This window comes from Desulfoscipio sp. XC116 (assembly GCF_039851975.1).
GTDB lineage: Bacteria > Bacillota > Desulfotomaculia > Desulfotomaculales > Desulfallaceae > Sporotomaculum.
The window spans coordinates 414,059-435,712 of the sequence record NZ_CP156660.1 but is presented as its reverse complement, the minus strand read 5'-3'; the positions used below and the strand labels follow the sequence as shown (position 1 = coordinate 435,712).

Genomic DNA, 21,654 nt, shown 5'->3' with positions numbered 1-21,654 from the left:
GAGAAAGTATTAAGCTTGAGTCCAGCCTCGGGCTATCATAGCTTCCTCTACCCTGCGCAAGGCTCTTACCCATGCCGCCATACGCATGCTAATGCCTTTTTGCCGGGATGTTTCATAAACAACTTTAAAGGTTTCTGTAAATAAGTTATCAAACTTTTGGTGCACTTCACTTTCCACCCAGTAGTATCCGTAAATACCTTGAACCCGTTCCAGGTAGGCAATTACCGTGCCCCCGCCATTGGCAAGTATATCCGGCACTACCAGCACACCGCGTTTTTCAAGAATTTTTTCAGCGCTGGGAGTAGTCGGCCCGTTGGCTCCCTCAACAATTATTTGGGCCTTTACATCCATTGCAATATTATCTGTAATAACTCCTTGAACGGCGGCGGGAACCAACACATCGCACGGGCAGGTCAGAAGCTCTTCATTATTAATAACAGTTGAGCCGGGTATGCCGGCCAGTGTATTATTTTGTTTAATATACGCATCCAGTTCTGCCGCACTAAATCCTTCTTCCCGGTAAATCGCGCCATGAACGTCACTTACCGCCACAATTTTAGCCTCGAAACTCTCCAGCGTACGGGCGGACCAAGAGCCTACTTTGCCATATCCCTGAATAGCTACACTTAATTTTTTAATATCCCGGCCGGTATGACGGCAGGTTTCCCGAACGGCCAGGCCAACGCCCAATCCCGTGGCCGCGGATCTACCCTGTGAACCGCCCAGTGCAATAGATTTACCGCTAATAGCCGAAGGCTCATGCCGCAAAGAATGAATTTGCTCCCACTCGTCAAGCATCCAACTTTGCGTATCCGGGCCGGTACCTATATCAGCACCCGGAAAATCAACGCCGGGGCCGATTAGGGGAGCAATAGCCCTGATGTAAGCCCGGCATACCCGTTCCAACTCTTGGCGTGTAAGTGTGCCGGGGTCGCATTGAACACCGCCTTTACCGCCACCCGCCGGAATGCCGTTAAGGGAATTCTTTACCGTCATCCACAGCGCCAGCGCCTTAACATCTTCCAATGTCTCATCGGGGCTAAAACGAGTACCGCCCTGTATCTGCCCCAAAGCATGATTGTGGTGTATCCGATAACCGGTAAAAAACTTGGTTGACCCGTTCTCCAATCTGACAGGGAAATTAACAATAAGTACCCTTTGCGGCTCGCTAAGCATTTCCGTCGTTTCCCGGCTTAAGCCGGCAATTTTGGCAGCCTCGGCCAGTTGTATGAGCGCTATTTCCCATGCCGTTTCTTTCATTTCAGCAGCGACCCCCATCATATTAATTTGCAAAGTGGTCAGGCCCCCTTACCCAACCACTTTGCATAACATTAGCAAATTATACCCCCCCACCACGGGAGAGACAGGCATTATTTAATTTTTTATTATCCGGGGTATAATCCCTCTACATATTAATCGTTAAGAATAACGGCTGCCATAATACCCGGATTAATCTTACTTGTGCCAAAAGTTTCCATGGTTATCGGTATAAAACAAGGATACTTTTAGACACAAGCCGGTTCCGGAATCAATTTTCCGGTTCTAAACCTATCCAAACTCATTACTGTTATATCAATATCCGGTGTTTCACCGGCAATTACCTGCGCCATTATTTTACCTACTACCGGCCCCAGCTGCAGGCCGTGACCGCTCCATCCTATATCAAGGAAGAATCCGCCAACATCGGTTTTCCCTAAAATAGCCTGGGAATCCGGTGTCATATCATAAAGGCCGGCCCACGTCCGCACCACTTTAACTTTCTTTAATATGGGCAAGTGATAAATATTTTTTTGAGCTACATCCTTGAGGAATTGCCAGGTGGATTCATAATTGAAATCTTTAACCTCGTGTTCGGGATCCCCTACACCCAACAGTAAGCTGCCGTGGGGAGTTTGTTTAAAATACGTGCCGTGGGTAAAAGAGATGACCATACAGGGTAAAAACATTTCCAACGGCTCTGTGACCGCTATATGGTGCCTTTCCGGATAAAGCGGTATGTCAAGGCCCACCATTTTACCTACTATAGCGCCATAAGGCCCGGCTGCATTAACAACGACCCCGGTATCAATCACATCACCCTGGTCGGTGACTACTCCGGTAACCTTACCGCCGCCGGTTTTTATATCCACCACTTCAGTTCTGGTGTATATTTCCACGCCCAATCGTTTGGCTGCATCGGCATAAGCCTGGGTGGCATGAAACGGGTCAATGTGACCGTCTCTTTTATTAAATGAGGCGCCTAGAAGACCTTCCGTATTCAGTCCCTTAACAATCTCCGCCGCTTCAGCCACGGTTAAAATCCGGGTTCCGGCATTCATTAACGAATTTTGCATCTCCGCGTTCTCTCGGAACTGTTCCAACTGGCTTTCCGTATAAGCCAGCATCATATAACCGCCCTGCATGAGGTCTATGCCCCGGGGATAATCCAGTTCTTCCGCCAGATTTTCCATCATCTTAACACTGGTGGCAGCCAGGCGAATGTTGATTTCGGTGCCGAATTGGTGCCGGATACCGGCTGCCGAACGGCCCGTACCGCAACTGGCCAGATGATTTTTTTCCAGCAGCACCACATCTTTAAAACCTTTTTTTGCCAGGTTATAAGCTATGGAACACCCGTGGATACCGCCGCCAATAACAACAACATTAGCCGACTTACGCATCCTCTTCACCACCCAACAGCTTACCTAGCTCCACAGGCTTTACCGGCGGCCGGAATTTAGGCATTTGTACGTCCTCCAACTTTTGTCCGGTTGCCTTGGCAATCTCCTGGGCTACTATTTGCCGGCAGTTTCTGCCTTGGCATGGACCCATGCCGCAACGACTTATTCTTTTAAGCTCATCAATAGTTTTATAACCTTTATCTATTAAATCCCTGATCTCTTGCAGGCTCAGGTCTTCACAACGACAGACGATAGTTTTATCAGGCATCGATCTAACCCCCAACCCTAATATTTCTAACGGACATTACCAGTTCCTTAGGCACGGCCAGCCAGATAACCGGTGTGCGTTCTTGCCCTTTAATGCGCTGTACTTTAACCACCCGTGCCGCACCCACCGCCTTCCCTTCCCGGTCCAAGGCCGTTACCTCGCTGTCCACCCCGGGAACGGGCAGGTATTCATATGGAATTTTAACTAAACCCTCGTCATCCGAGTAGGTATAATCCACCACAAAAATGGCCAGCCCCGGACAATTAGCCACGCAAATACCACACCCGTTACACTTACTCTCATCTATCCGGGGAAGGTCGTTGATATCGGCAAATTCCTGTATTGCTCCCTGCCGGCAGGATAAATAACACGGGTTGCAAGGAATTTTTTGAAAACATTCAATCATGGCCACCGGTCCCTTTGCCAATCTTTGTTGGGACGGGGTAACCGCGCTGATATCTTCCGCTGTCGGTACACCTGTTTTAATAAGCATGCTGCCCCCCTCTTTCTAACCAACCAACATTTTTATACCACTGCGTATTTTCTCTCCGGCAGGACCGGAACGCAGACCGGCCAGTTGCTTTACAGCCGCGTCACGCAGTTCGTCATAGTTATCTTTGGCATAGCCAAGGCTATGTGCGGCCGTGAGACCGGCGAGCTTTCCTTCCACCATAGCGGCACTGGCTTCCTCCACGCCGCTTACATCACCGGCTACGTATATACCGGGATTGTCGGTCATTAAATTATCATCCCTGACCGGTACATGTCCCCCCAGTTGGGGTATAAACTTCATTTTGCAGCCGGCCTGCCAGAGCAGTTCCGTCAGCGGAGTTAAGCCTACCGCAACGCAAATAACATCAGCTTTAATATCCTTTTCCGAGCCTTCAACCGGCTGCCAGTTTTCGTCCAACCGCCAGATAACGGCACCCTTGACGGCATCGGCACCATACGCTTCTTTAATAGTATGGGAAGTATAAATAGGCACACCGGCTCTTCTGATTTTAGCGGCGTGCACAAGATAGCCGCCTATATTGGGAGCCGCCTCCACGATACCAACTACTTTAACGCCCGCCTGCATCAGCTGGTAACTAACTATCAAACCAATGTTTCCGGACCCCACCATAAGCACTCTTTGACCGGGCAACACACCATGCACATTGGTTAATGTTTGCACCGCACCGGCTCCGTATATGCCGGGCAAATCATTGTTCGGGAAGGGAAGCACTTTTTCGGCCGCCCCGGTAGCAATGATATATCTGTCTGCTTTGATAGTGGTAACACCGTGCTTATCCTCGACCATAATGGCGTTATCTTCAAAATATCCTAAAACAGTTGCGCCTAATTGCACAGTAATGTTATTAAGCCCCTTAATTTGTTCATAAAGAATTTGGGCTATATCAATACCGCGTATGGATGCATATTGTTCCTTGGAACCAAAAAATTTGTGAGTTTGCTTCACTAATTGGCCGCCTACAAAATCATCCCGCTCGACAATTACTACCTTAGCTCCCATGGAAGCCGCGCTGATAGCCGCGTTTAGGCCTGCCGGTCCCGCGCCGATAACAACTATATCAGTCTTTAGCAATTAACTCACCTCTCCCCTTTTGCGTTTCCACGCGCATGCCTTCTTTAAGCTTTTCTACACATACGCGCACATTGGGTGTGCCATCAACAGTCATCAAGCATGATGAGCAGTTGCCAATAGCGCAATAAAAGCCCCTGGGGCGGTTCTTTTTATGACTATGACTTAAAACCCTGACCCCCGCTGCATGCAGAGCGGCAGCTATAGGCTCTCCCTCATATCCTTCCATTTCTTTGCCGTCAAAAAGAAACTTGACTTTTTTACCCTTTTCAAAATCCAAGATAGGGTGCTGCTCAATTCTCAATTTTTACCCCCCTCTTTTATGTACCATACCATCCTGAAAAAGCTCAAGCTGCTTTTCCGGTATGCTTTTCAACTGTCATTGCGAGCGCGGGCGCAAGCGAAGCAATCCCAAGCTGCGTAAACACTCCAACATGGGATTGCCCCAGACCACTTCGCTACTCGCCATAACAAACTAAGCTAATTTTCATCCTCTAGGTGCCATGCAAACAGCATGAATGTCTAAACAACAAATCTGCAATTGGTATGACCAACTGAGACCAGATATGTTAAAAAAATATTTATTGGCCAGACCGGTGGTTTACTGTAGTATGATTCGTTATTTTCTTCCCGTTTCCTTCTGCCAATAAATATTTCTAATTATTATTTTATTTTGTAAGATCCGGGCAACATTAATTGTATGCTACTTATTCCTTAACGCCTTGGAGATGAAATACAAAAAGCCACCAAAGAATGTACTCAGCACCACAACCATCATTGTTATGGTTACGGCGGTAAACTCTTTTTCCATTACAACTTCCCCCTTAATTGGGCACTGTCTATTTCAAAACATCCGACGGGCTTTTAATTTTTTTATTAAACCAATTGTTCAAAGCACGGGTTACCAATACCGCAAAAGCAACCTGCACCACAATGGTTCCCAAACCAAATATTTCCTTGGGGTTCCACCAGGTATCCGGATACCATATAATTGATTGGTAAGCCCACCAACTCAAAAACGCCACAAATATTACAGGAACACAATATTTAATAGTGAACATCCAGTATTTGGCTACTTTTATATCGCTAACCGCATCAATTTCCTCTTTGGCTATCTTTTCTATGCCATATTTCGCGGCGGCTATGGCATAGAACATGCATCCTACCAATAGGCCGATACCCCAGACCCAATCCTGGTTACCTAAAAAGTCAATGCTTATTGCCGAGGGAATACCCATTACAAAGCATACAGCAACCACCCAAACAATAGCCTTGCGCCGCTCTATACCAAAATCCATCAGGATTCTGGTAACAAGTTCCACCATGGCTATCAAAGTAGTTACGGCAGCAAAAGCGAGAGCCACAAAGAATATAATGCTCATGAATAAACCGCCGGTCATTTGCGTAAACAATTGAGCCATATAAACAAATGTTAAACCGTAGTTACCGGAACTCATCGCTTCATGCATATATTCCGGGGAAGGTGCCAGCGCAAATACCGCCGGTATAATGGCCAGACCGGCCAATAGCTCAACGCTATTGTTGCCAAAACCGGCTGTAAACGTGTTTTGGGCTATATCTTCTTTTTCCCTGGTATATATTGCATAAGTGGCATAAAGACCCCAGCCGGCTCCCACGGACCAGGCTGATTGAGAAAGCGCCTCCAGCCAGGTATTGGCCTTGGTTAAATAAGACCAGTCGGGTGTAAACATATAAGCTACACCGCCCATGGCACCTTCCAGGCTTAGCGATTTAACCACTGCAACAATCAATAAAATAATCAGAGCAGGCAACAATATTGAACTAGCTCTTTCAATACCCTTTTTTACACCAAAGTAGACAATTATTCCAGTGCTAACAATGGCCAGGAAATGGAAAGTAATTGTTTGTGTAGCATCGGCGGTGAAAGTTTTATAAAGAAGGTTGGTATCCAACCCCTTATTGTTAAAAGTACCGCTCAGTGCCAGCACGGCGTATTTGTAAGTCCAACCTACCAGTACCGAATAGTAAAAGGTGATGGATATAGTAACCCAGGCAATGACCGCACCCATCCAGGTGTATTTTTGACCGATAAATTCTCTAAAAGAACCCAGGGTACCCATTCTTGTTTTTCGTCCCATGGCCATTTCCAGCATAACTAAAGGGAAAGACCACAAAAACAGGAAAATAGCCCAGCCAATTAAAAACGAACCCCCGCCATTTTCCGCAACCATTCTTGGAAAACGCCATATATTACCGGTGCCGACAGCCATACTCATAGCCGCTAAGATATAACTAACCCGGCTGCTCCATTCTTCACGTTGTTCTCCTAACATATAGCTCCCCCTAAATGCGAAATTAAGATTACCAAATAAATCTTTCCTGCTTAGTTATTTTGAAAACCATCACCTCTCTCTTCTTTCACATCTATCCGCCTATTTTTTATACACTTCCCTCCTGATTAATGTTAATCATACCTTTGGTATGCAAATCTGTAATCAATGGTATGACCAATTGTATTATGACAATTCAACAACTTCTGATAATATTCCTTCTACACACAAAAAAAAATTTTTCTACTATTCTCGCTTGATTGACATCTAACTTTTTACTAATTTGAAGTTAAACTAAAAAAGGAAGTGTCACAAACTACTTTCTTGGAGTAGTGAGCGACGCTCCCTTTACCGGATGCAGCTAATTATTCCGATAATAATCCTGTATCCTTACAAAAGGCTGTTGCACTATGAACTATTTAGTCCGTCGCGCAACAGCCCCTTGAAATTAACGCAGTATTTATTTATGTTTTATACAGATTGATCGCCGTTGTTTTCCTGAACATGCATCAACCTTTTAAGCTCATCTTCGGCTATTTGCAAATGTTCCTTGATAATTTGAGCCGCAGCTTTAGGGTCTTTATTCTTTATGGCTTCATACATCTGAAAATTCTGCTCACACCATATCTTAATGGGGCCTTTTAACAATTCCCTGCGACTTGGCCCATAAGCTTCCTTCATCAACCCGGATAACATAACCATTATGTCATACAAAACCGAATTTTGCGTAGCCTGAGCTATGGAAAGGTGAAAATTCACATCTGACTCGTCGGCATTGCGGTTATTTTGAACATCATTGTACATATCCGTGGCTGCTTCCCTTATCTGGTAGAGATCGGATTTACTTGCTCTTTCAGCTGCCAGCTTGACTATCTCCACCTCTAATATCTTTCTGGCCTCAAGTAAATCAAAAACGCTTTCCTTTTCTTTTAACATGATCCCGGCCAATGGTTCAATCACGCTTTCCACGCCAATCTTCCTGATATAAGCCCCGCCACCGGGAGTTATCTCTATTAATCCCATAGAATCCAATGCAGACAGGGCTTCCCTAAGCGCCGACCTACTCACTCCCAGTTTTTCCGCCAGTTGCCTCTCCGGAAGCAACTGATCACCGGGTGCCAGTGAGCCCTCCTGTATCAGCTGTTTAATCTGCAACACTATTTCTCTATAAAGCCGGGTCCTTTTTTTACGTTTGATATCCATCGACATTTACCCCTGTCTTATTAGTTTATTATATATGTTACACGAAATTGCTGTATTTGCAACAACCATCCGATAACGTCAATTATTAATATGATAAATTATACTAATAACCTAAAGTTCCTGCTTTAAATTAATTATTTTACATAGTTATTCAAACGAAATATTTTTAAGTTATCAACCGCATCCGCAAGGGCAGGCAAAGCAATCCCAAACTCCGAAGGAGGTCCCAAAGAAATGCGGACCGCAAAGCGGAGACTGCTTCGTCGCTTCGCTTCTCGCCATGACGGACTTTAAGCGTCCCAGGTTGTATTATTCATAACAATCAACATTTTGTGACAGGATTCTTTTAAATATTAGAAGCTTCTATATAGTTAGCTGCAATTTGACTTAATTATTCTAAATTTTTCATAATTGGTCGAAGGAAATTTATACAATACGCCGAATAAATACCATTGGACTTACCAATTAAGTCCAGTTAAATACCTTGGCAAGGAACTATTAACTTAAATTTCGCATTGGAGGAGAGTAAATTATGAAATGGTATAAAAATTCCATACTGGCAAAACTGTTAATTCCCTGCACAGTTCTCGTATTGTTTGGCTTTGTTATTATGATAACCCAAAATATTAGCTGGATGAAGCGATTGGGTTGGAACGGAACGGAGACCAGTAACTTTGAGGCCGCCAAGCGTGCTTCGGCTGAGATTGAATCTTATCTTAATGAATATTCCGGATTATCCACAGCACTTTCCAATACCAGCGATGTTGTTAATTTTGCTGCCATAACAAGCGAACGCAGCGTATCGGTTTATAAGGGTAAGCAAGAGTACGTTAATTTTCTTTCTACCGCCAGGAAGCTTGCCGATAAAGACGCCAACATTTTTAATATTTATTTTAACTCGGAAAAAAGTCAAGTACCCTATGATTTGACTGAATGGGAAGCACCAGATGATTATCAACTTGATAACCGTCCTTATTATGCTGAAGGCAAAAAAGTGGACGGCGTTTATTTCTCCGAACCCTATGTGGACGCAATCTCCAATCAGATTATTGTCTCCATTACCTCTCCCGTTTATAAAGATGATAAATTCCTTGGTCTGCTGGGCGTAGATCTATCTTTGGAAACGATCAACAATATTATAGCTAAAACAAAGACAGATAAAAATGGATACGCTTTTCTACTGGATCAACAAGGTACTTTTATTAATCACCCCGATAAATCATTGGCTATGAAGGCTAACGCAACAAAATTAAACGATGAAATGAGCACCATTTACAAAAAGATGGTCGATGGACAGGACGGTTGGGGCAAGGCCAAATCCAAGGGCGAAATGGTCTATTGTTTCTATAACCCTATTAAATTAACCAATTGGTCAATGGGGGTGGTAGTACCCGAGCAAGCATTAGATAAACCGATAGCCGAGCAGACCCAAAAGAGCATACTGCTTAGCATATCTATTATAGCCATAGTAATACTATGCCTTGCGTTTATGGTACGCCGTTCATTGACCCCCCTGCATACACTTAATACGCTGACTACCAATGTGGCTGATGGAAACTTATCTGTTACAGTGAATGCCAAAGGTACAGACGAAATAAGCCAGCTAACCATGAATTTCAAAAAAATGGTGGACAGTCTTAAGGTTCTGGTTACTAACATAATGAGCCTGTCAGATAAGCTATCTTCTCATAGCCGGGATTTGGCCGCGACCAGCCAAGAGGTCAGCGCTACAGTTGAAGAAGTTGCCGGAACAACCAATGAAGTTGCCGCCACGTCCGCACAAGAGAATGAAAATGCGCTGGAAGCAGCTCAAGAATCGGAGCATGTGCAGCAACTGGCCAGAAACGGTAATCAGGCCGTCCAGCAAACTATTGATAAAATCAATACCATTGCCTCGGCGTCACAGAAAGTCGCTGAAGCAATCCAAAAGCTTGGCGAACAATCCAACCAGATAGGTAATATTATTAATACCATCACTAATATTGCGGATCAGACAAATTTATTGGCTTTAAATGCCGCTATTGAAGCGGCCAGAGCCGGTGAATACGGCCGCGGTTTTGCCGTTGTCGCCGAAGAGGTTCGCCAGCTGGCCGAGCAATCAGCAAGCGCCGCCACACAAATTACTCACTTAATTAATGATATTCAAATCGGAGTTGGTGAAGCGGTGGGCGCCATACAAAACGGGGTCAAAGAAGTGGATGAGGGCGTGCATATAGCTGACAATGCAGGCGCCTCCCTGGAACAAATAATTGAGGCTATAGAAAGAAATACGGTTATTATTAAAGACGTGGCGGCCAGTTCAATGCAAGCCAATGAAAATACACAGCAGCTATCAGCATCTAATGAGCAAATTGCCTCCACTATGCAGCAAGTAACTATTGCTGCTCAGGATCTGTCCAACCTGGCTGACGACTTACAGAATGCGATAGTCAAGTTTAGAGTGTAGATCAGGCAGCTAAATACTGGGATATGCTAAAACCGGCTTAGCCGGTTTTAGCATATTACTTTCCCGAATTTTCCGAATGCCGGTATAAAAGATCATCGTTTACGGAGCGCCGTAATCCTTCCCTTTGTTTTGCATAAAAGTCTCCAGAGCCTTTTCTTTGTCTATCGAACCACTGGTAGGAGTGGAGGTCCCGGCAAAGTATTTAACCAGACCGGAGTATATTGAATAAGCCAGTTTCCCTTGATAATCAACATCGCACATCAATTTTTCTTCATTGGGGTTACTGATAAAACCTATCTCCACAATTACTGAAGACATTTTAGCATTGCGAGTGGTATAATAATCTACAGCTTTGGCTTGGCGTTTAGTGTTTTTCAACAAACGCACCAATTCGGATTGAATACTGGCGGCTAATTTCTGTCCATCCTCCGAGCCAGGCTGATAGAAGGTCTGAGCTCCGTGCTCACGGGGGCCGGATTTAAAACTATTAACATGCACGCTAACGAATGCATCAGCATCATGTTCGTTGGCCAAAGCCACCCGCCTGGATAAATCCTGTCTTTTACGCGTAATCAGCCGGCCGCCGTCCGCATCGCTGAGATCCATGTCCGATTCTCTGGTCATAAGCACAATAGCCCCCGCCTGAGCTAATACTGTAACCAGCTTGCGCGAGACCTCCAGGGTTATATCTTCCTCAATGACCCCCGTTGGCCCCTTGGAACCGGGATCAATACCACCGTGTCCCGGGTCTACAACAATAACCTTGTTGGCCACCGACCAGGATAAGGCGGCCACCCGGCGGTTTTCAAGGTTGTCATAAATAGCAAGAACAGCAAAATAACCTATTATCAGAAATAAAGCAATCAGAAAAAAATATCGAAATTTTACCCTAAATACCCGCAGCATTTATTCATCCCTCCCGCACTTAAACGGGGTAAACTCACTCCCCCGTTTAAAAATATGCCGAAGGCAAACAGGATATGAGAAGAAAAGCTATGGCGTGTTTTTATTACTATAATTGCGGCGGATCTAAACAATCAAGGATCTGCCACATTCTCAGGCATAGTTTTTTAAGAAATATAACATTATCACAAATAACTTAGATAGTAGTCCAACAAACGTATATTTTATTAAGGCATTTAAGAAAAAAAAAGACCACCTGCATACGGTGGTCCCGGTTTTGATTTAAATTTTATATTAATACTAACGTTTGGAATATTGCGGAGCCCGGCGGGCTTTTTTAAGTCCGTATTTGCGCCTTTCCTTCATGCGCGGGTCACGGGTCAAAAATCCCGCTTTTTTTAGTACGGGCCTTAAATTGGGGTCGGCTTCAATCAGTGCCCGGGCGATACCCATTTTAACCGCGCCGGCCTGGCCGCTGACACCACCGCCCAATACTTTGGCCAGGACATCAAAACGACTGCCCGAACCGGTTAATTCCAATGGCTGGCGGGCAACAATTTGCAATGTCTTCCTGCCAAAATATTCCTCTATGCTTTTATTGTTAACTGTCATCTTGCCTTCACCGGGACGAAGAAATACTCTGGCTACCGCATCTTTCCTACGTCCGGTACCGTAAAACTGAACTAGAGCCACTCATGCTCCTCCTTCCGACCGTTACATTTCCCAAACTTCGGGCTTTTGGGACTCATGGGGATGTTCACTACCGCGGTATACCCTTAGTTTTCTGGCCATATCTCTACCCAGGCTATTATGGGGCAGCATGCCGGTAATGGCTTTGTAAACGGCCAGTTCGGGTTTGTTTTGCATCAGTTTATCGTAACTGGTAGCTTTTAATCCGCCCGGATAACCGGAGTGACGATAATACATCTTTTGGCGTAATTTATTGCCTGTAAGTACAACTTTATCAGCATTAATGATTACTACATGGTCACCGGTATTAACGTGGGGCGTGAAAATTGGTTTATGTTTTCCTCTTAATAGCCTGGCGGCCTCAGCTGCCAAACGTCCCAGCACCTTGCCTTCACCGTCAAGAATGTACCACTTGCGCTGTACATCGGCGGGCTTGGCCATATATGTCGTCCTCATACAATTATTACCTCCCGTGTGTTGAAAAAGGAAACAAAACCTCTCCGGCCAACCGGGGGCTCTTCGGTTGCCATCAGGTCACACATAAAGATATTTTAATACATAGTATTGCCAGTGTCAAGGCAAATGATTTTATAGGCATTAATATTCCACACATTCCAGGCATAGTCCACGGGGCGGCATAGTTGGCCCGGCCTGTGCCCGGTCCCTGGATTCCAGCATAAGCTTAATTGATTCGGGGCTGGTTTTATTCATACCTGCCTGCAAAATCGTACCTGCCATAATGCGCACCATATTATACAAGAACCCGTTGCCTTTAAAAACAAAGTGCACCAGAGACCCCTTACGTATAACCTCCGCCCGATACAGCGTGCGCACAGTAGTTTTTACGGTAGCTCCCGCCGCCTGAAAACATTTAAAGTCATGTCGGCCCAGCAAATGGGCACAGGCCGCGGACATAGCTTCATCATCCAGTGGTACGGGCAGAAAGCCGCTGTATAAGCGATGAAAAGGTGAGGGAATGCGATTATTCCATACCGCATACCGGTAAATTTTAGCCCGGGCGGAAAAACGGGCGTGGAAATCCTCATCTACCTCCTTAGCATCCATCACTACAACATCAGCAGGTAATAAACCGTTTACAGCCAGCGGTATACGTTCCACCGGAATGGGCCACCCTGCCGCGTTAAAGTTTATTACCTGACCACGGGCATGTACACCGGCATCGGTACGCCCCGCACCGGTTACCTGTACCCGCCGCCCCGCTAACTTGCGCAGGCAAAGCTCAAGCGTTTCCTGTATGGTAGCAAGCCCGGTACCCCGCTGCTCCTGAAATCCGTGATAATTAGTACCGTCATAAGCTATGGTTAATTTAATATTTCGCAAAGGACCACCCCACAAAAGAAAAATTATAGCGATGTGGGTTAATCTTTTAATATGGAACATGTGCTATAGTACACGCACGGCCGACACCACAACCAGGATAACCGTAGTAATTAGTATAACTGTATAATCCATGCGTTTAAACTTTAACACATGCATTCGGGAGCGGGGGGCACCTACCTGATAGCACCTGATTTCCATGGCCAGGGCCAGCTCGTCGGCCCGGCTAAAAATATTGGTAAGCAGTGGAACCATAAAAGGAATTAATCTGCCAACCCGTTCCTTAATGCCGCCGGCGGCGAAATCAGCCCCCCTGGAACGCTGTGCTAAAAGCATCTGTCTGGCTTCGTCAAATAATGTGGGTACAAAACGCAACGCCAGATTGATCATCATAGCTAACTCCCGCACGGGTATCCGCACCCGGTGCAGCGGTGCCAGCAGCCATTCCAAAGCCGCGGTCAGCTGTAAAGGAGTGGCGGTAAAGGTAAGCACGGCCGCTACCAATAATAGCATACTAATACGCCACAATAGCCATCCACTTAGCAGCAGACCTTCACGGGATACCTTAATAAATCCGACAGCAATAAACGGTTCACCAGGTGTAAAAAATATTTGTAATATAAAGCTTATCAGCAGCAGCACCCATAAAGGTTTTAAGCTGCGCCAGTAAACCCCGGGCTTAATCTCCGACAATGCAGCAGTCAGCAGCGTCCACAGCGATACCAAAACAAGAGCAGCCAAACCGGATGTTAACAGCACCGCCGGAACGGCCAGTGCCACACATATCAATTTAGCCCGGGGATCCAGGCGGTGCACCGGCGAGCATGCCGGCAGGTACTGCCCCATGGCAACACCGTTCATATTTATCCCCTCCCCGGCTTTGCCCCGGTGGACATTAGATCATACAATACCCGGGCGGTATCTTCAATAGTTAGCGGTATGACGGGCAGTTTTATACCGGCAACAGTCAACCGATGAGCCAGTTCTACGGCAAATGGCGCTTTTAAACCGGCTTTTTGCAGCAGTTCAATTCGGCTGAGCACTTCCCCGGCTTTACCGACGCATAAAAGTTCGCCCGCGCGGAGCACGGCTACCCGGTCGGCAAATCGCGCCGCGTCTTCCAAGTTGTGAGTAATTAATAATACGGTAATCCCGTACCTCGCCTGAAGTTCCTTTAATTGGGCCAAAATAAACTGCCTGGCCTCCGGCTCCAATCCAGCCCCGGGCTCGTCCATAATCAGCACCCGGGGACGCATTGCCAGCACTCCGGCAATAGCAATTCGCCGGAGGACCCCCCCACTCAAAGCGCTTGGGTTGGCAGTCTGCATCTCCGCCGACAGCCCCACAGAAGCCAGCGCCTCTTTGACCCGCCTTGCCACCTTCAAACTGTCCCATCCCATATTTCGCGGTCCGAAGGCTATATCTTCAAATACCGTATTACTAAAAATTTGTCTTTCAGGGAATTGAAAAACCAATCCCACATATCGCCACAATGCCCGACGGTGTTTTTTATCGGCAGTATCCCCGCCCAGTACCCGTACGCTGCCCGATGCAGGCAATAACAATCCGTTAAAGTGCTGTGCAAGAGTCGATTTACCACTGCCGGATGCACCCACCAGGGCTATAAATTCACCTTCATTTACCGTCAGTTGTATATCCCTCAAAGCCACCATTTCAAGCGGTGTGCCGGGAAAATATACATGGGTCAATCCATCTGCTTCAATACACGGCATAAATAATCCACCATACCCTCCATGGTAACAAGATCGGAAGGCAGTTCAACGCCCCGTTCGGCCAAGCGACAGGTAAGGTCCGAGGTGCCGGGTAAAGCCAACCCCAGTTCATGCAACAAATCAACCTGGCCGAATATGACTTCAGGTTCAGCATCAGCTAACAAACTACCTTTACCCAGCACCCAGACCCGATCGGCACCGGCGGCCTCATCCATATGATGGGTAATCATGACCACAGCCGTGCCCGCATCCGCAAGTTGACGCAACACCCGAATAACCTCCTGACGCCCAACAGGATCAAGCATGGAGGTAGGTTCATCCAGTATCAGGCATGAAGGACGCAAGGCAAGTAAACCGGCAATAGCCAATCGCTGTTTTTCACCCCCGGAAAGCATATGCGGCGGTCGTTCGCGCATCCGGCTTAAACCCACCGCATTAAGAGCATCTTCCACCCGAGAGCGTACTTCTTCAGATGGCAAGCATAAGTTCTCCGGTCCGAAGGCCACATCTTCCTCCACCACGGCAGCTACCAGTTGATTATCCGGATTTTGCATAACCAATCCCACATACCGGCGTATTTCTTCTCTATTAGCCGATAAGCGAGTATCCATACCGTTTATTACCACACATCCACTGGATGGGATCAGTAAACCGGCTATTAACCGGGCCAAGGTGGATTTGCCCGACCCGTTGGCACCAATCACAGCAATGAACTCTCCGGCATTGATATTATTATTAATATCTTTAATAACCGGATTCGGCACATGAGGATATAAATAAGCAAGGTTATGCAATTTTATGAGCAGTTTGTTATGACCGGACATCAACAAGCAACTCCTTGCCTATAAATGCCAAGAGGAAACCGCTATTGCGATTTCCCGATCAGCAGATCTATTAAATCAATTCCAAAAGGGCCAACTGAGCAGCATCGCCACGCCGGTAACCCAACTTAACCACGCGGGTATAACCGCCCTGGCGTTCAGCATACTTGGGCCCATAGGTATCAAACAGTTTACGTACCACTCTTTCCTCGTAAACATATTCCAGTGCCTGGCGGCGGGCGGCAAGATCTCCCCGCTTAGCCAGAGTAACCATTTTTTCAGCAATTCTTTTGACTTCTTTGGCCCGGGTCTCGGTGGTGGTTATACGTTCATCACGGAACAGAGCAGTCACCAGGTTGCGCAACATAGCCTTTCTATGGCCGGTGTTGCGACCCAATTTAGCGTAGGCCACCTTTATCACTCCTTAATCATCATCATGGCGCAGTTTCAAGTCAAGTTCGGACAATTTGTTCATGACCTCTTCCAGGGATTTTTTGCCCAAATTGCGCACCTTCATCATATCCTCCTCGTTGCGCTGAACCAACTCTTCCACGGTGTTGATTCCCGCCCGTTTCAGACAATTATATGAACGCACACTTAGATCCAGTTCCTCAATGGGCATTTCCAGTATTTTATCCTTCTGTTCTTCTTCCTTCTCCACCATTATTTCAACCTCGTCCGCCGACTCGGTTAAACCAATGAACAGGCGCAGGTGCTCACTTAATATCTTGGCACTAAGACTGACGGCTTCATCAGCTTTTATGCTGCCGTCCGTCCAAACCTCCATAGTAAGTTTGTCATAATCTGTGCGCTGTCCCACCCTGGTATTATCTACATGGTAATTAACCTTGCGTACCGGTGTAAATATAGAGTCTACCGGGATAACTCCGATAACATGATCACCTTTTTTGTTGCGCTCGGCCGACACATAACCACGGCCTTTGGAAACGGTCATTTCCATAAACAACCGTCCCCCCTCAGCCAAAGTGGCAATATGCATGTCATTGTTCAATATTTCTACGTCCGGGTCAGTTATAATATCGCCGGCTCTTACTGCACCCTCTTGCTGGACCTCAATGCGCATAATCCTTTCCTCATCGGTGTACATCTTAAGGCAAAGAGATTTGAGGTTTAGGATTATATCAGTCACATCTTCCTTTACACCGGGAACAGTGGAAAATTCGTGCAGTACCCCTTCAATTTTTACCGAGGTCACCGCCGCGCCGGGTAGTGAGGATAGCAAAATGCGCCTCAGCGAATTACCCAGGGTAATTCCATATCCTCTTTCCAGCGGCTCCACCACGAACATCCCATAATGCTGTTCCTCATTAGCTTCCACGCATTCGATTCTTGGCTTCTCAATTTCCAACATAGCTGAGATTCAAACCCCTCCTTAGGACGGAATGGGATTACCCCTGATAAACCCGTACTACTTGGAGTATAATTCTACAATCAGGGTTTCTTGAACGGGGGCATCTATCTGTTCCCGAGAGGGAAGCGCTACCACCCGGCCTTTTAATTGCTCGGCGTCGTATTCCAGCCATGCCGGGGCTGTGTTGTCAGCAGCACGTTCAATTAATTCCTTAACCCTCGGCGATTCCTTGCTTTTCTCACGGACAACAATTTCATCCCCAACCCGCACCAGGAATGAAGGGATATTAGTTTTCCGGCCGTTGACAATGAAATGACCGTGGCGTACCAATTGGCGGGCCTCGTTACGTGAAGCGCCCAAGCCCAAACGATAAACCACATTGTCCAAACGGCGTTCCAATAAGCGCAAAAGGTTTTCACCAGTCACGCCCGGCTGTCTGGATGCCTTAAAATAATAGTTTCTAAACTGTTTTTCTAAAATACCATAAAAGCGACGGGCCTTTTGCTTTTCTCTTAACTGCAGGCCATACTCGGAAACTTTTTTACGGCCCTGACCATGCTGACCGGGAGGATAACTGCGGCGATCAATACCGCACTTACCGGTATAGCAGCGGTCGCCCTTAAGATACAGCTTTTGACCTTCGCGACGGCACAGCTTGCACTGCGCACCCGTATATCTTGCCATAAGTTGCTTACTACACCTCCTCTTATACTCTCCGGCGCTTGGGCGGCCGGCATCCGTTATGGGGAACAGGTGTAACGTCCTTAATTACACTAACTTCCAGGCCGACAGCCTGCATGGAGCGAATGGCGGCCTCGCGACCCGCGCCAGGGCCTTTTACCGATACTTCCAGCTCCTTCATGCCATGTTCCATAGCTTCCTTAGCCGCTTTTTCAGCAGCCATTTGAGCAGCAAAGGGGGTACTTTTCCGTGATCCCTTAAAACCAACCCCACCGGCACTGGCCCAGGAAATGGCATTGCCTTTTGTATCTGTGATAGTAACTACGGTATTATTAAACGTAGACTTGATATGCGCCACGCCACGGTCAATGTTTTTACGTTCCCGCCTTTTGGTTCTGGTTGTTCTGCGAGCCATTTATCCACCCCCTACTTTTTCCTGCGTACGCCAACCGTGCGTTTCGGTCCCTTGCGGGTCCTGGCATTGTTCTTAGTATTCTGCCCGCGCACCGGCAATCCACGACGATGGCGCAGTCCTCTGTAGCAGCCGATTTCAATAAGCCGTTTGATATTCAAGGCTACTTCCCTGCGCAGATCACCCTCAACACGACAATTCTTTTCAATTGCATCCCTTAATTTATTGACTTCATCTTCGGTTAAATCCCTGATACGGGTATCGGGATTAACTCCAGTTTGCTCCAGTATTCTTTGCGAGGTGGGCTTACCAATACCATAGATATAGGTAAGTCCAATTTCCACTCTTTTATCCCGCGGTAAATCTACACCCGCGATACGTGCCATTCCTTTTAAACACCTCCAGCTTACCCTTGCCTTTGTTTATGTTTGGGATTTTCACATATCACCATTATCTTGCCTTTTCGACGTATAATCTTGCATTTCTCACATATTGGTTTCACAGAAGGCCTGACTTTCATTGTTCAACCTCCTCGGGCCTTGCTTTTAATGCATTACTATTTATACCGGTATACAATGCGCCCCCGGGTTAAATCGTAAGGGGATAATTCTACCATAACCCGGTCACCGGCTAAAATACGAATAAAATTCATCCTAATCTTACCACTTACATGGGCCAGTACCTTATGACCGTTTTTTAGTTCCACCCTAAACATGGCATTCGGCAATGGCTCAATTACGGTACCTTCCACTTCTATAACATCCTTACCTGACATTAGATAACAAACCAACCTCCTTTAAAATGGTAGCTCTTCCGCGTTGTCCACCAAGCGTTCTATAGCTCTGCGTATATCAATATTGCTAATACGCTCACCTGATCTCAACTTATCAACAATCTCCCCGGCGATTTTCGAATGCAGAATGAGATGTTTAATATTTTTTTTCTTGGGATTTTCCAGTCGTCTGACCGTACCGTCGGCAGCAAATACATAATTATCATCAATAACCTTAAGCACCAGGTAGTATTTGCCGCAATCACGCCCGGCTTTCGGTTGCACCAGTTGTCCCGGGTTTATCCCCATCTGCATCCCGACCATCCTCCCGATCAACCAGCGTATCCATTCACCTTATCTTGCACTGCACGACTTGCCCATGGTGCAGGGGCAAAGATATGGTCACCGACAAGCGCAGTTCACTATGGCAATGTCAGTATCACCGGGTCACTGTCGGTAATAACAATGGTATGTTCAAAATGTGCCGATGGTTGGCCGTCCCTTGTTACTACTGTCCAGTTATCCGGAAGAGTTTGCACATGATAAGTACCCATGTTTACCATCGGTTCTATCGCTAATGTCATGCCAGCTTTAAGCCGTGGCCCCCGTCCGGGTCTACCAAAGTTAGGCACCTGGGGTTCCTCATGCATTTTAGTGCCGATACCATGTCCCACGTAATCTCTAACTACGGAAAAACCGTTTTTTTCCACGTACTGCTGTACTGCATGGGATATATCTGAGAGCCGGTTACCGCTCCTGGCCATGTTAATGCCGTCCGCCAGCGATGCGCGGGTTACATCCAGCAAATCCTGCAGCTCGGGTGTAATATTTCCCACCGCAAACGTCTGGGCGCTATCTCCAAAGTAACCATTTATTTCCGCACCAACATCAATACTAATAATATCTCCGTTTTCCAATTTTCTTAAACCAGGGATGCCATGTACCACCTGTTCATTGACCGACGCACATATAGTAGCCGGAAACCCGTATAAACCTTTAAAAGCCGGTTTGGCTCCCTTGGATAGGATATATTCTTCAGCTATCCGGTCCAGTTCAGCGGTGGTCACACCGGGCTTAATCACCCCGGCCAGTTCAGTAAAAACACCCGCCACCACTCTACCGGCCTCCCGCATGTAAGAAACTTCCCGCTCGGATTTACAGATAATCATAAGAACACCCCGGTTACTTAATAAATCCCTGGTAACTGCGCATCAAAAGCTGCGATTCAATTTGCTTCATGGTATCCAAAGCCACACCAACCACAATTAACAACGCCGTACCGCCAAAATAGATATTCGGTATACGGGTGGCCAACAAAACGAAGTTGGGCAAAATGGCAATCAGTGCCAGAAATACGGCCCCGGCTAAAGTGATACGGTTCATGACCCTGGCAATGTATTCCGCCGTGGGCCGTCCCGGCCTGATGCCAGGTATAAAACCACCGTACTTTTTAATATTGTCGGCCATATCCACCGGGTTCATGATTACTGCGGTGTAAAAATAGGTAAAGCCAATGATCAGCAAGGCATACATTAATGTATGTGCTACTGAATTCCAGCCAAAATAATTTACATAAAATTCAGCAATGGCCGAACCCTGAAACCAGCGCGCTATTTGCTCGGGAAACATTAGCAGCGACGAAGCAAAAATTACAGGAATCACGCCGGCCTGATTCACCTTAAGCGGCAGATGAGTGCTTTGACCCCCGTAAACCCGGCGGCCCACTACTCGTTTGGCATACTGCACGGGAATGCGTCTTTGCCCTTCCTGAACCGCCACTACGGCAGCGATAACCAATGCACCGATAACCACCAGTATAAGCAGGCTCAGTATATTAACGGTACCGGCTTCAAACTGCATATAAAGGTTCTGAATACCGGACGGCAAACGGCTGACGATACCGGCAAAGATCAGCAGCGATATACCATTGCCAATACCCCGCTCGGTAATCTGCTCGCCAATCCACATTAAAAGCGTCGTACCTGCGGTAAGGGTAAAAACAATAACCGCATAGCTGGCAATGCCCGGGCTATGCAAGACCCCGTAATTGCCCAGCATAACACTCATGCCAATGGCCTGCAGAAAAGCCAGCACCACAGTAAAATAGCGGGTATACTGAGAGATTTTCTTGCGACCCTCTTCGCCTTCCTTGGCCAGCCTTTCTAAATGAGGTATGACGACGGTTAACAGCTGCATAATAATGGATGCATTAATATAAGGGATAATGCTCATAGCAAATACTGAAAAACTTTTGAAGGCGCCACCGGAAATAACATCAAAAAATCCTAATATTATGCCGGCTGTGCCAATCAGCTCACGAAAAGCGTCTACGTCCACCCCGGGGACGGGTATATGAACCCCGAAGCGAAAAATAAATATCATGGAAAGGGTGAACAATAGCTTGGTACGCAGCTCATTGACTTTAAAGGCACCTTTCAAGCCATCCAGAAGCTGAGTCATT

Annotated in this window: 26 protein-coding genes; 1 reads left to right on the top strand and 25 read right to left on the bottom strand. The window is 46.6% G+C overall.

Going from position 1 to position 21,654, the window contains the following annotated elements:
- Window positions 1-9: 9 nt before the first annotated feature.
- The 8 genes from ABDB91_RS02155 to ABDB91_RS02120 all read right to left on the bottom strand — a co-directional run bounded on the left by ABDB91_RS02155 (window position 10) and on the right by ABDB91_RS02120 (window position 8,025).
- Window positions 10-1,293 carry a Glu/Leu/Phe/Val dehydrogenase gene (locus ABDB91_RS02155; protein WP_347489977.1) on the bottom strand — a complete coding sequence of 428 codons (1,284 nt, stop codon included), beginning with the start codon at window positions 1,291-1,293 and terminating at the stop codon, window positions 10-12.
- A 212-nt stretch (window positions 1,294-1,505) separates the two neighbouring features.
- Window positions 1,506-2,660, bottom strand: a complete 1,155-nt coding sequence (locus tag ABDB91_RS02150; RefSeq protein ID WP_347489976.1) for an FAD-binding oxidoreductase — start codon at window positions 2,658-2,660, stop codon at window positions 1,506-1,508.
- The gene (locus ABDB91_RS02145; RefSeq protein WP_347489975.1) at window positions 2,653-2,928 is read right to left on the bottom strand and encodes a (2Fe-2S)-binding protein; all 276 of its coding nucleotides are present in this window, start codon (window positions 2,926-2,928) and stop codon (window positions 2,653-2,655) included. Before ABDB91_RS02145 ends, ABDB91_RS02150 begins: the two co-directional genes overlap by 8 nt.
- Before the next feature lie 4 nt (window positions 2,929-2,932).
- A complete protein-coding gene (locus ABDB91_RS02140; protein ID WP_347489974.1) occupies window positions 2,933-3,421 on the bottom strand; it encodes a 4Fe-4S binding protein in 489 nt (162 codons plus the stop codon).
- Window positions 3,422-3,436: 15 nt separating this feature from the next.
- Window positions 3,437-4,513: an NAD(P)/FAD-dependent oxidoreductase gene (locus tag ABDB91_RS02135; protein WP_347489972.1), complete on the bottom strand. Its 1,077-nt coding sequence runs from the start codon at window positions 4,511-4,513 to the stop codon at window positions 3,437-3,439.
- Complete coding sequence (locus ABDB91_RS02130; RefSeq protein WP_347489970.1) at window positions 4,500-4,814, bottom strand: (2Fe-2S)-binding protein; 315 nt, start codon at window positions 4,812-4,814, stop codon at window positions 4,500-4,502. Before ABDB91_RS02130 ends, ABDB91_RS02135 begins: the two co-directional genes overlap by 14 nt.
- Window positions 4,815-5,349: 535 nt before the next feature.
- Window positions 5,350-6,825, bottom strand: coding sequence for a sodium-dependent transporter (locus ABDB91_RS02125; RefSeq protein ID WP_347489969.1), 1,476 nt, complete (start codon window positions 6,823-6,825; stop codon window positions 5,350-5,352).
- 468 nt (window positions 6,826-7,293) lie between these two features.
- Complete coding sequence (locus tag ABDB91_RS02120) at window positions 7,294-8,025, bottom strand: FadR/GntR family transcriptional regulator (RefSeq protein WP_347489968.1); 732 nt, start codon at window positions 8,023-8,025, stop codon at window positions 7,294-7,296.
- Window positions 8,026-8,557: 532 nt separating this feature from the next.
- Here ABDB91_RS02120 and ABDB91_RS02115 point away from each other — a divergent pair.
- Window positions 8,558-10,471, top strand: a complete 1,914-nt coding sequence (locus tag ABDB91_RS02115; RefSeq protein WP_347489967.1) for a methyl-accepting chemotaxis protein — start codon at window positions 8,558-8,560, stop codon at window positions 10,469-10,471.
- Window positions 10,472-10,570: 99 nt separating this feature from the next.
- Here ABDB91_RS02115 and cwlD read toward each other — a convergent pair whose 3' ends face one another.
- From cwlD to secY, 17 genes are all read right to left on the bottom strand, one after another.
- Window positions 10,571-11,377 carry an N-acetylmuramoyl-L-alanine amidase CwlD gene (gene cwlD / locus ABDB91_RS02110; protein ID WP_347489966.1) on the bottom strand — a complete coding sequence of 269 codons (807 nt, stop codon included), beginning with the start codon at window positions 11,375-11,377 and terminating at the stop codon, window positions 10,571-10,573.
- Between the two features lie 297 nt (window positions 11,378-11,674).
- Window positions 11,675-12,067, bottom strand: coding sequence for a 30S ribosomal protein S9 (rpsI, locus tag ABDB91_RS02105; protein ID WP_347489965.1), 393 nt, complete (start codon window positions 12,065-12,067; stop codon window positions 11,675-11,677).
- Window positions 12,068-12,088: 21 nt separating this feature from the next.
- Window positions 12,089-12,520 (bottom strand): 50S ribosomal protein L13, encoded by a 432-nt coding sequence (gene rplM, locus ABDB91_RS02100; RefSeq protein ID WP_347489964.1) that lies wholly within the window; start codon window positions 12,518-12,520, stop codon window positions 12,089-12,091.
- A 141-nt stretch (window positions 12,521-12,661) separates the two neighbouring features.
- The gene (gene truA / locus ABDB91_RS02095; protein WP_347489962.1) at window positions 12,662-13,405 is read right to left on the bottom strand and encodes a tRNA pseudouridine(38-40) synthase TruA; all 744 of its coding nucleotides are present in this window, start codon (window positions 13,403-13,405) and stop codon (window positions 12,662-12,664) included.
- Window positions 13,406-13,468: 63 nt separating this feature from the next.
- Entirely contained in the window at window positions 13,469-14,263 is a 795-nt protein-coding gene (locus ABDB91_RS02090; RefSeq protein WP_347489961.1) for an energy-coupling factor transporter transmembrane component T, read from the bottom strand.
- 2 nt (window positions 14,264-14,265) lie between these two features.
- Window positions 14,266-15,135 (bottom strand): energy-coupling factor transporter ATPase, encoded by an 870-nt coding sequence (locus tag ABDB91_RS02085; protein ID WP_347489960.1) that lies wholly within the window; start codon window positions 15,133-15,135, stop codon window positions 14,266-14,268.
- Window positions 15,108-15,959 (bottom strand): energy-coupling factor transporter ATPase, encoded by an 852-nt coding sequence (locus ABDB91_RS02080; RefSeq protein ID WP_347489959.1) that lies wholly within the window; start codon window positions 15,957-15,959, stop codon window positions 15,108-15,110. The genes ABDB91_RS02085 and ABDB91_RS02080 overlap by 28 nt, the downstream gene beginning before the upstream one ends.
- Window positions 15,960-16,029: 70 nt before the next feature.
- A complete protein-coding gene (rplQ, locus tag ABDB91_RS02075) occupies window positions 16,030-16,368 on the bottom strand; it encodes a 50S ribosomal protein L17 (RefSeq protein WP_347489958.1) in 339 nt (112 codons plus the stop codon).
- Window positions 16,369-16,380: 12 nt separating this feature from the next.
- Entirely contained in the window at window positions 16,381-17,328 is a 948-nt protein-coding gene (locus ABDB91_RS02070; protein WP_347489957.1) for a DNA-directed RNA polymerase subunit alpha, read from the bottom strand.
- Window positions 17,329-17,385: 57 nt separating this feature from the next.
- The gene (rpsD, locus tag ABDB91_RS02065) at window positions 17,386-18,012 is read right to left on the bottom strand and encodes a 30S ribosomal protein S4 (RefSeq protein WP_347489956.1); all 627 of its coding nucleotides are present in this window, start codon (window positions 18,010-18,012) and stop codon (window positions 17,386-17,388) included.
- A 22-nt stretch (window positions 18,013-18,034) separates the two neighbouring features.
- Window positions 18,035-18,424 (bottom strand): 30S ribosomal protein S11, encoded by a 390-nt coding sequence (gene rpsK, locus ABDB91_RS02060; protein WP_347489955.1) that lies wholly within the window; start codon window positions 18,422-18,424, stop codon window positions 18,035-18,037.
- 11 nt (window positions 18,425-18,435) lie between these two features.
- The gene (gene rpsM / locus ABDB91_RS02055; protein WP_347489954.1) at window positions 18,436-18,807 is read right to left on the bottom strand and encodes a 30S ribosomal protein S13; all 372 of its coding nucleotides are present in this window, start codon (window positions 18,805-18,807) and stop codon (window positions 18,436-18,438) included.
- Between the two features lie 20 nt (window positions 18,808-18,827).
- Complete coding sequence (gene rpmJ / locus ABDB91_RS02050; protein ID WP_015617898.1) at window positions 18,828-18,941, bottom strand: 50S ribosomal protein L36; 114 nt, start codon at window positions 18,939-18,941, stop codon at window positions 18,828-18,830.
- 36 nt (window positions 18,942-18,977) lie between these two features.
- Window positions 18,978-19,196: a translation initiation factor IF-1 gene (gene infA, locus ABDB91_RS02045; protein WP_006522848.1), complete on the bottom strand. Its 219-nt coding sequence runs from the start codon at window positions 19,194-19,196 to the stop codon at window positions 18,978-18,980.
- A gap of 21 nt (window positions 19,197-19,217) precedes the next feature.
- Window positions 19,218-19,508, bottom strand: coding sequence for a KOW domain-containing RNA-binding protein (locus ABDB91_RS02040; RefSeq protein ID WP_347489953.1), 291 nt, complete (start codon window positions 19,506-19,508; stop codon window positions 19,218-19,220).
- A 107-nt stretch (window positions 19,509-19,615) separates the two neighbouring features.
- Entirely contained in the window at window positions 19,616-20,362 is a 747-nt protein-coding gene (map, locus tag ABDB91_RS02035) for a type I methionyl aminopeptidase (protein WP_347489952.1), read from the bottom strand.
- 13 nt (window positions 20,363-20,375) lie between these two features.
- Window positions 20,376-21,653: a preprotein translocase subunit SecY gene (secY, locus tag ABDB91_RS02030; protein WP_347489951.1), complete on the bottom strand. Its 1,278-nt coding sequence runs from the start codon at window positions 21,651-21,653 to the stop codon at window positions 20,376-20,378.
- Window position 21,654 lies beyond the last annotated feature (1 nt).

What these genes read in the sequence shown, in the direction of transcription:
- ABDB91_RS02150 (WP_347489976.1), bottom strand. Translation starts at nt 2,660, where the DNA reads ATGCGTAAGTCGGCTAATGTTGTTGTTATTGGCGGCGGTATCCACGGG.
- ABDB91_RS02145 (WP_347489975.1), bottom strand. Translation starts at nt 2,928, where the DNA reads ATGCCTGATAAAACTATCGTCTGTCGTTGTGAAGACCTGAGCCTGCAA.
- ABDB91_RS02140 (WP_347489974.1), bottom strand. Translation starts at nt 3,421, where the DNA reads ATGCTTATTAAAACAGGTGTACCGACAGCGGAAGATATCAGCGCGGTT.
- ABDB91_RS02125 (WP_347489969.1), bottom strand. Translation starts at nt 6,825, where the DNA reads ATGTTAGGAGAACAACGTGAAGAATGGAGCAGCCGGGTTAGTTATATC.
- ABDB91_RS02120 (WP_347489968.1), bottom strand. Translation starts at nt 8,025, where the DNA reads ATGGATATCAAACGTAAAAAAAGGACCCGGCTTTATAGAGAAATAGTG.
- ABDB91_RS02115 (WP_347489967.1), top strand. Translation starts at nt 8,558, where the DNA reads ATGAAATGGTATAAAAATTCCATACTGGCAAAACTGTTAATTCCCTGC.
- cwlD (WP_347489966.1), bottom strand. Translation starts at nt 11,377, where the DNA reads ATGCTGCGGGTATTTAGGGTAAAATTTCGATATTTTTTTCTGATTGCT.
- rplM (WP_347489964.1), bottom strand. Translation starts at nt 12,520, where the DNA reads ATGAGGACGACATATATGGCCAAGCCCGCCGATGTACAGCGCAAGTGG.
- ABDB91_RS02090 (WP_347489961.1), bottom strand. Translation starts at nt 14,263, where the DNA reads ATGAACGGTGTTGCCATGGGGCAGTACCTGCCGGCATGCTCGCCGGTG.
- ABDB91_RS02085 (WP_347489960.1), bottom strand. Translation starts at nt 15,135, where the DNA reads ATGCCGTGTATTGAAGCAGATGGATTGACCCATGTATATTTTCCCGGC.
- ABDB91_RS02080 (WP_347489959.1), bottom strand. Translation starts at nt 15,959, where the DNA reads ATGTCCGGTCATAACAAACTGCTCATAAAATTGCATAACCTTGCTTAT.
- ABDB91_RS02070 (WP_347489957.1), bottom strand. Translation starts at nt 17,328, where the DNA reads ATGTTGGAAATTGAGAAGCCAAGAATCGAATGCGTGGAAGCTAATGAG.
- rpsD (WP_347489956.1), bottom strand. Translation starts at nt 18,012, where the DNA reads ATGGCAAGATATACGGGTGCGCAGTGCAAGCTGTGCCGTCGCGAAGGT.
- rpsK (WP_347489955.1), bottom strand. Translation starts at nt 18,424, where the DNA reads ATGGCTCGCAGAACAACCAGAACCAAAAGGCGGGAACGTAAAAACATT.
- rpsM (WP_347489954.1), bottom strand. Translation starts at nt 18,807, where the DNA reads ATGGCACGTATCGCGGGTGTAGATTTACCGCGGGATAAAAGAGTGGAA.
- rpmJ (WP_015617898.1), bottom strand. Translation starts at nt 18,941, where the DNA reads ATGAAAGTCAGGCCTTCTGTGAAACCAATATGTGAGAAATGCAAGATT.
- infA (WP_006522848.1), bottom strand. Translation starts at nt 19,196, where the DNA reads ATGTCAGGTAAGGATGTTATAGAAGTGGAAGGTACCGTAATTGAGCCA.
- ABDB91_RS02040 (WP_347489953.1), bottom strand. Translation starts at nt 19,508, where the DNA reads ATGCAGATGGGGATAAACCCGGGACAACTGGTGCAACCGAAAGCCGGG.
- map (WP_347489952.1), bottom strand. Translation starts at nt 20,362, where the DNA reads ATGATTATCTGTAAATCCGAGCGGGAAGTTTCTTACATGCGGGAGGCC.
- secY (WP_347489951.1), bottom strand. Translation starts at nt 21,653, where the DNA reads ATGACTCAGCTTCTGGATGGCTTGAAAGGTGCCTTTAAAGTCAATGAG.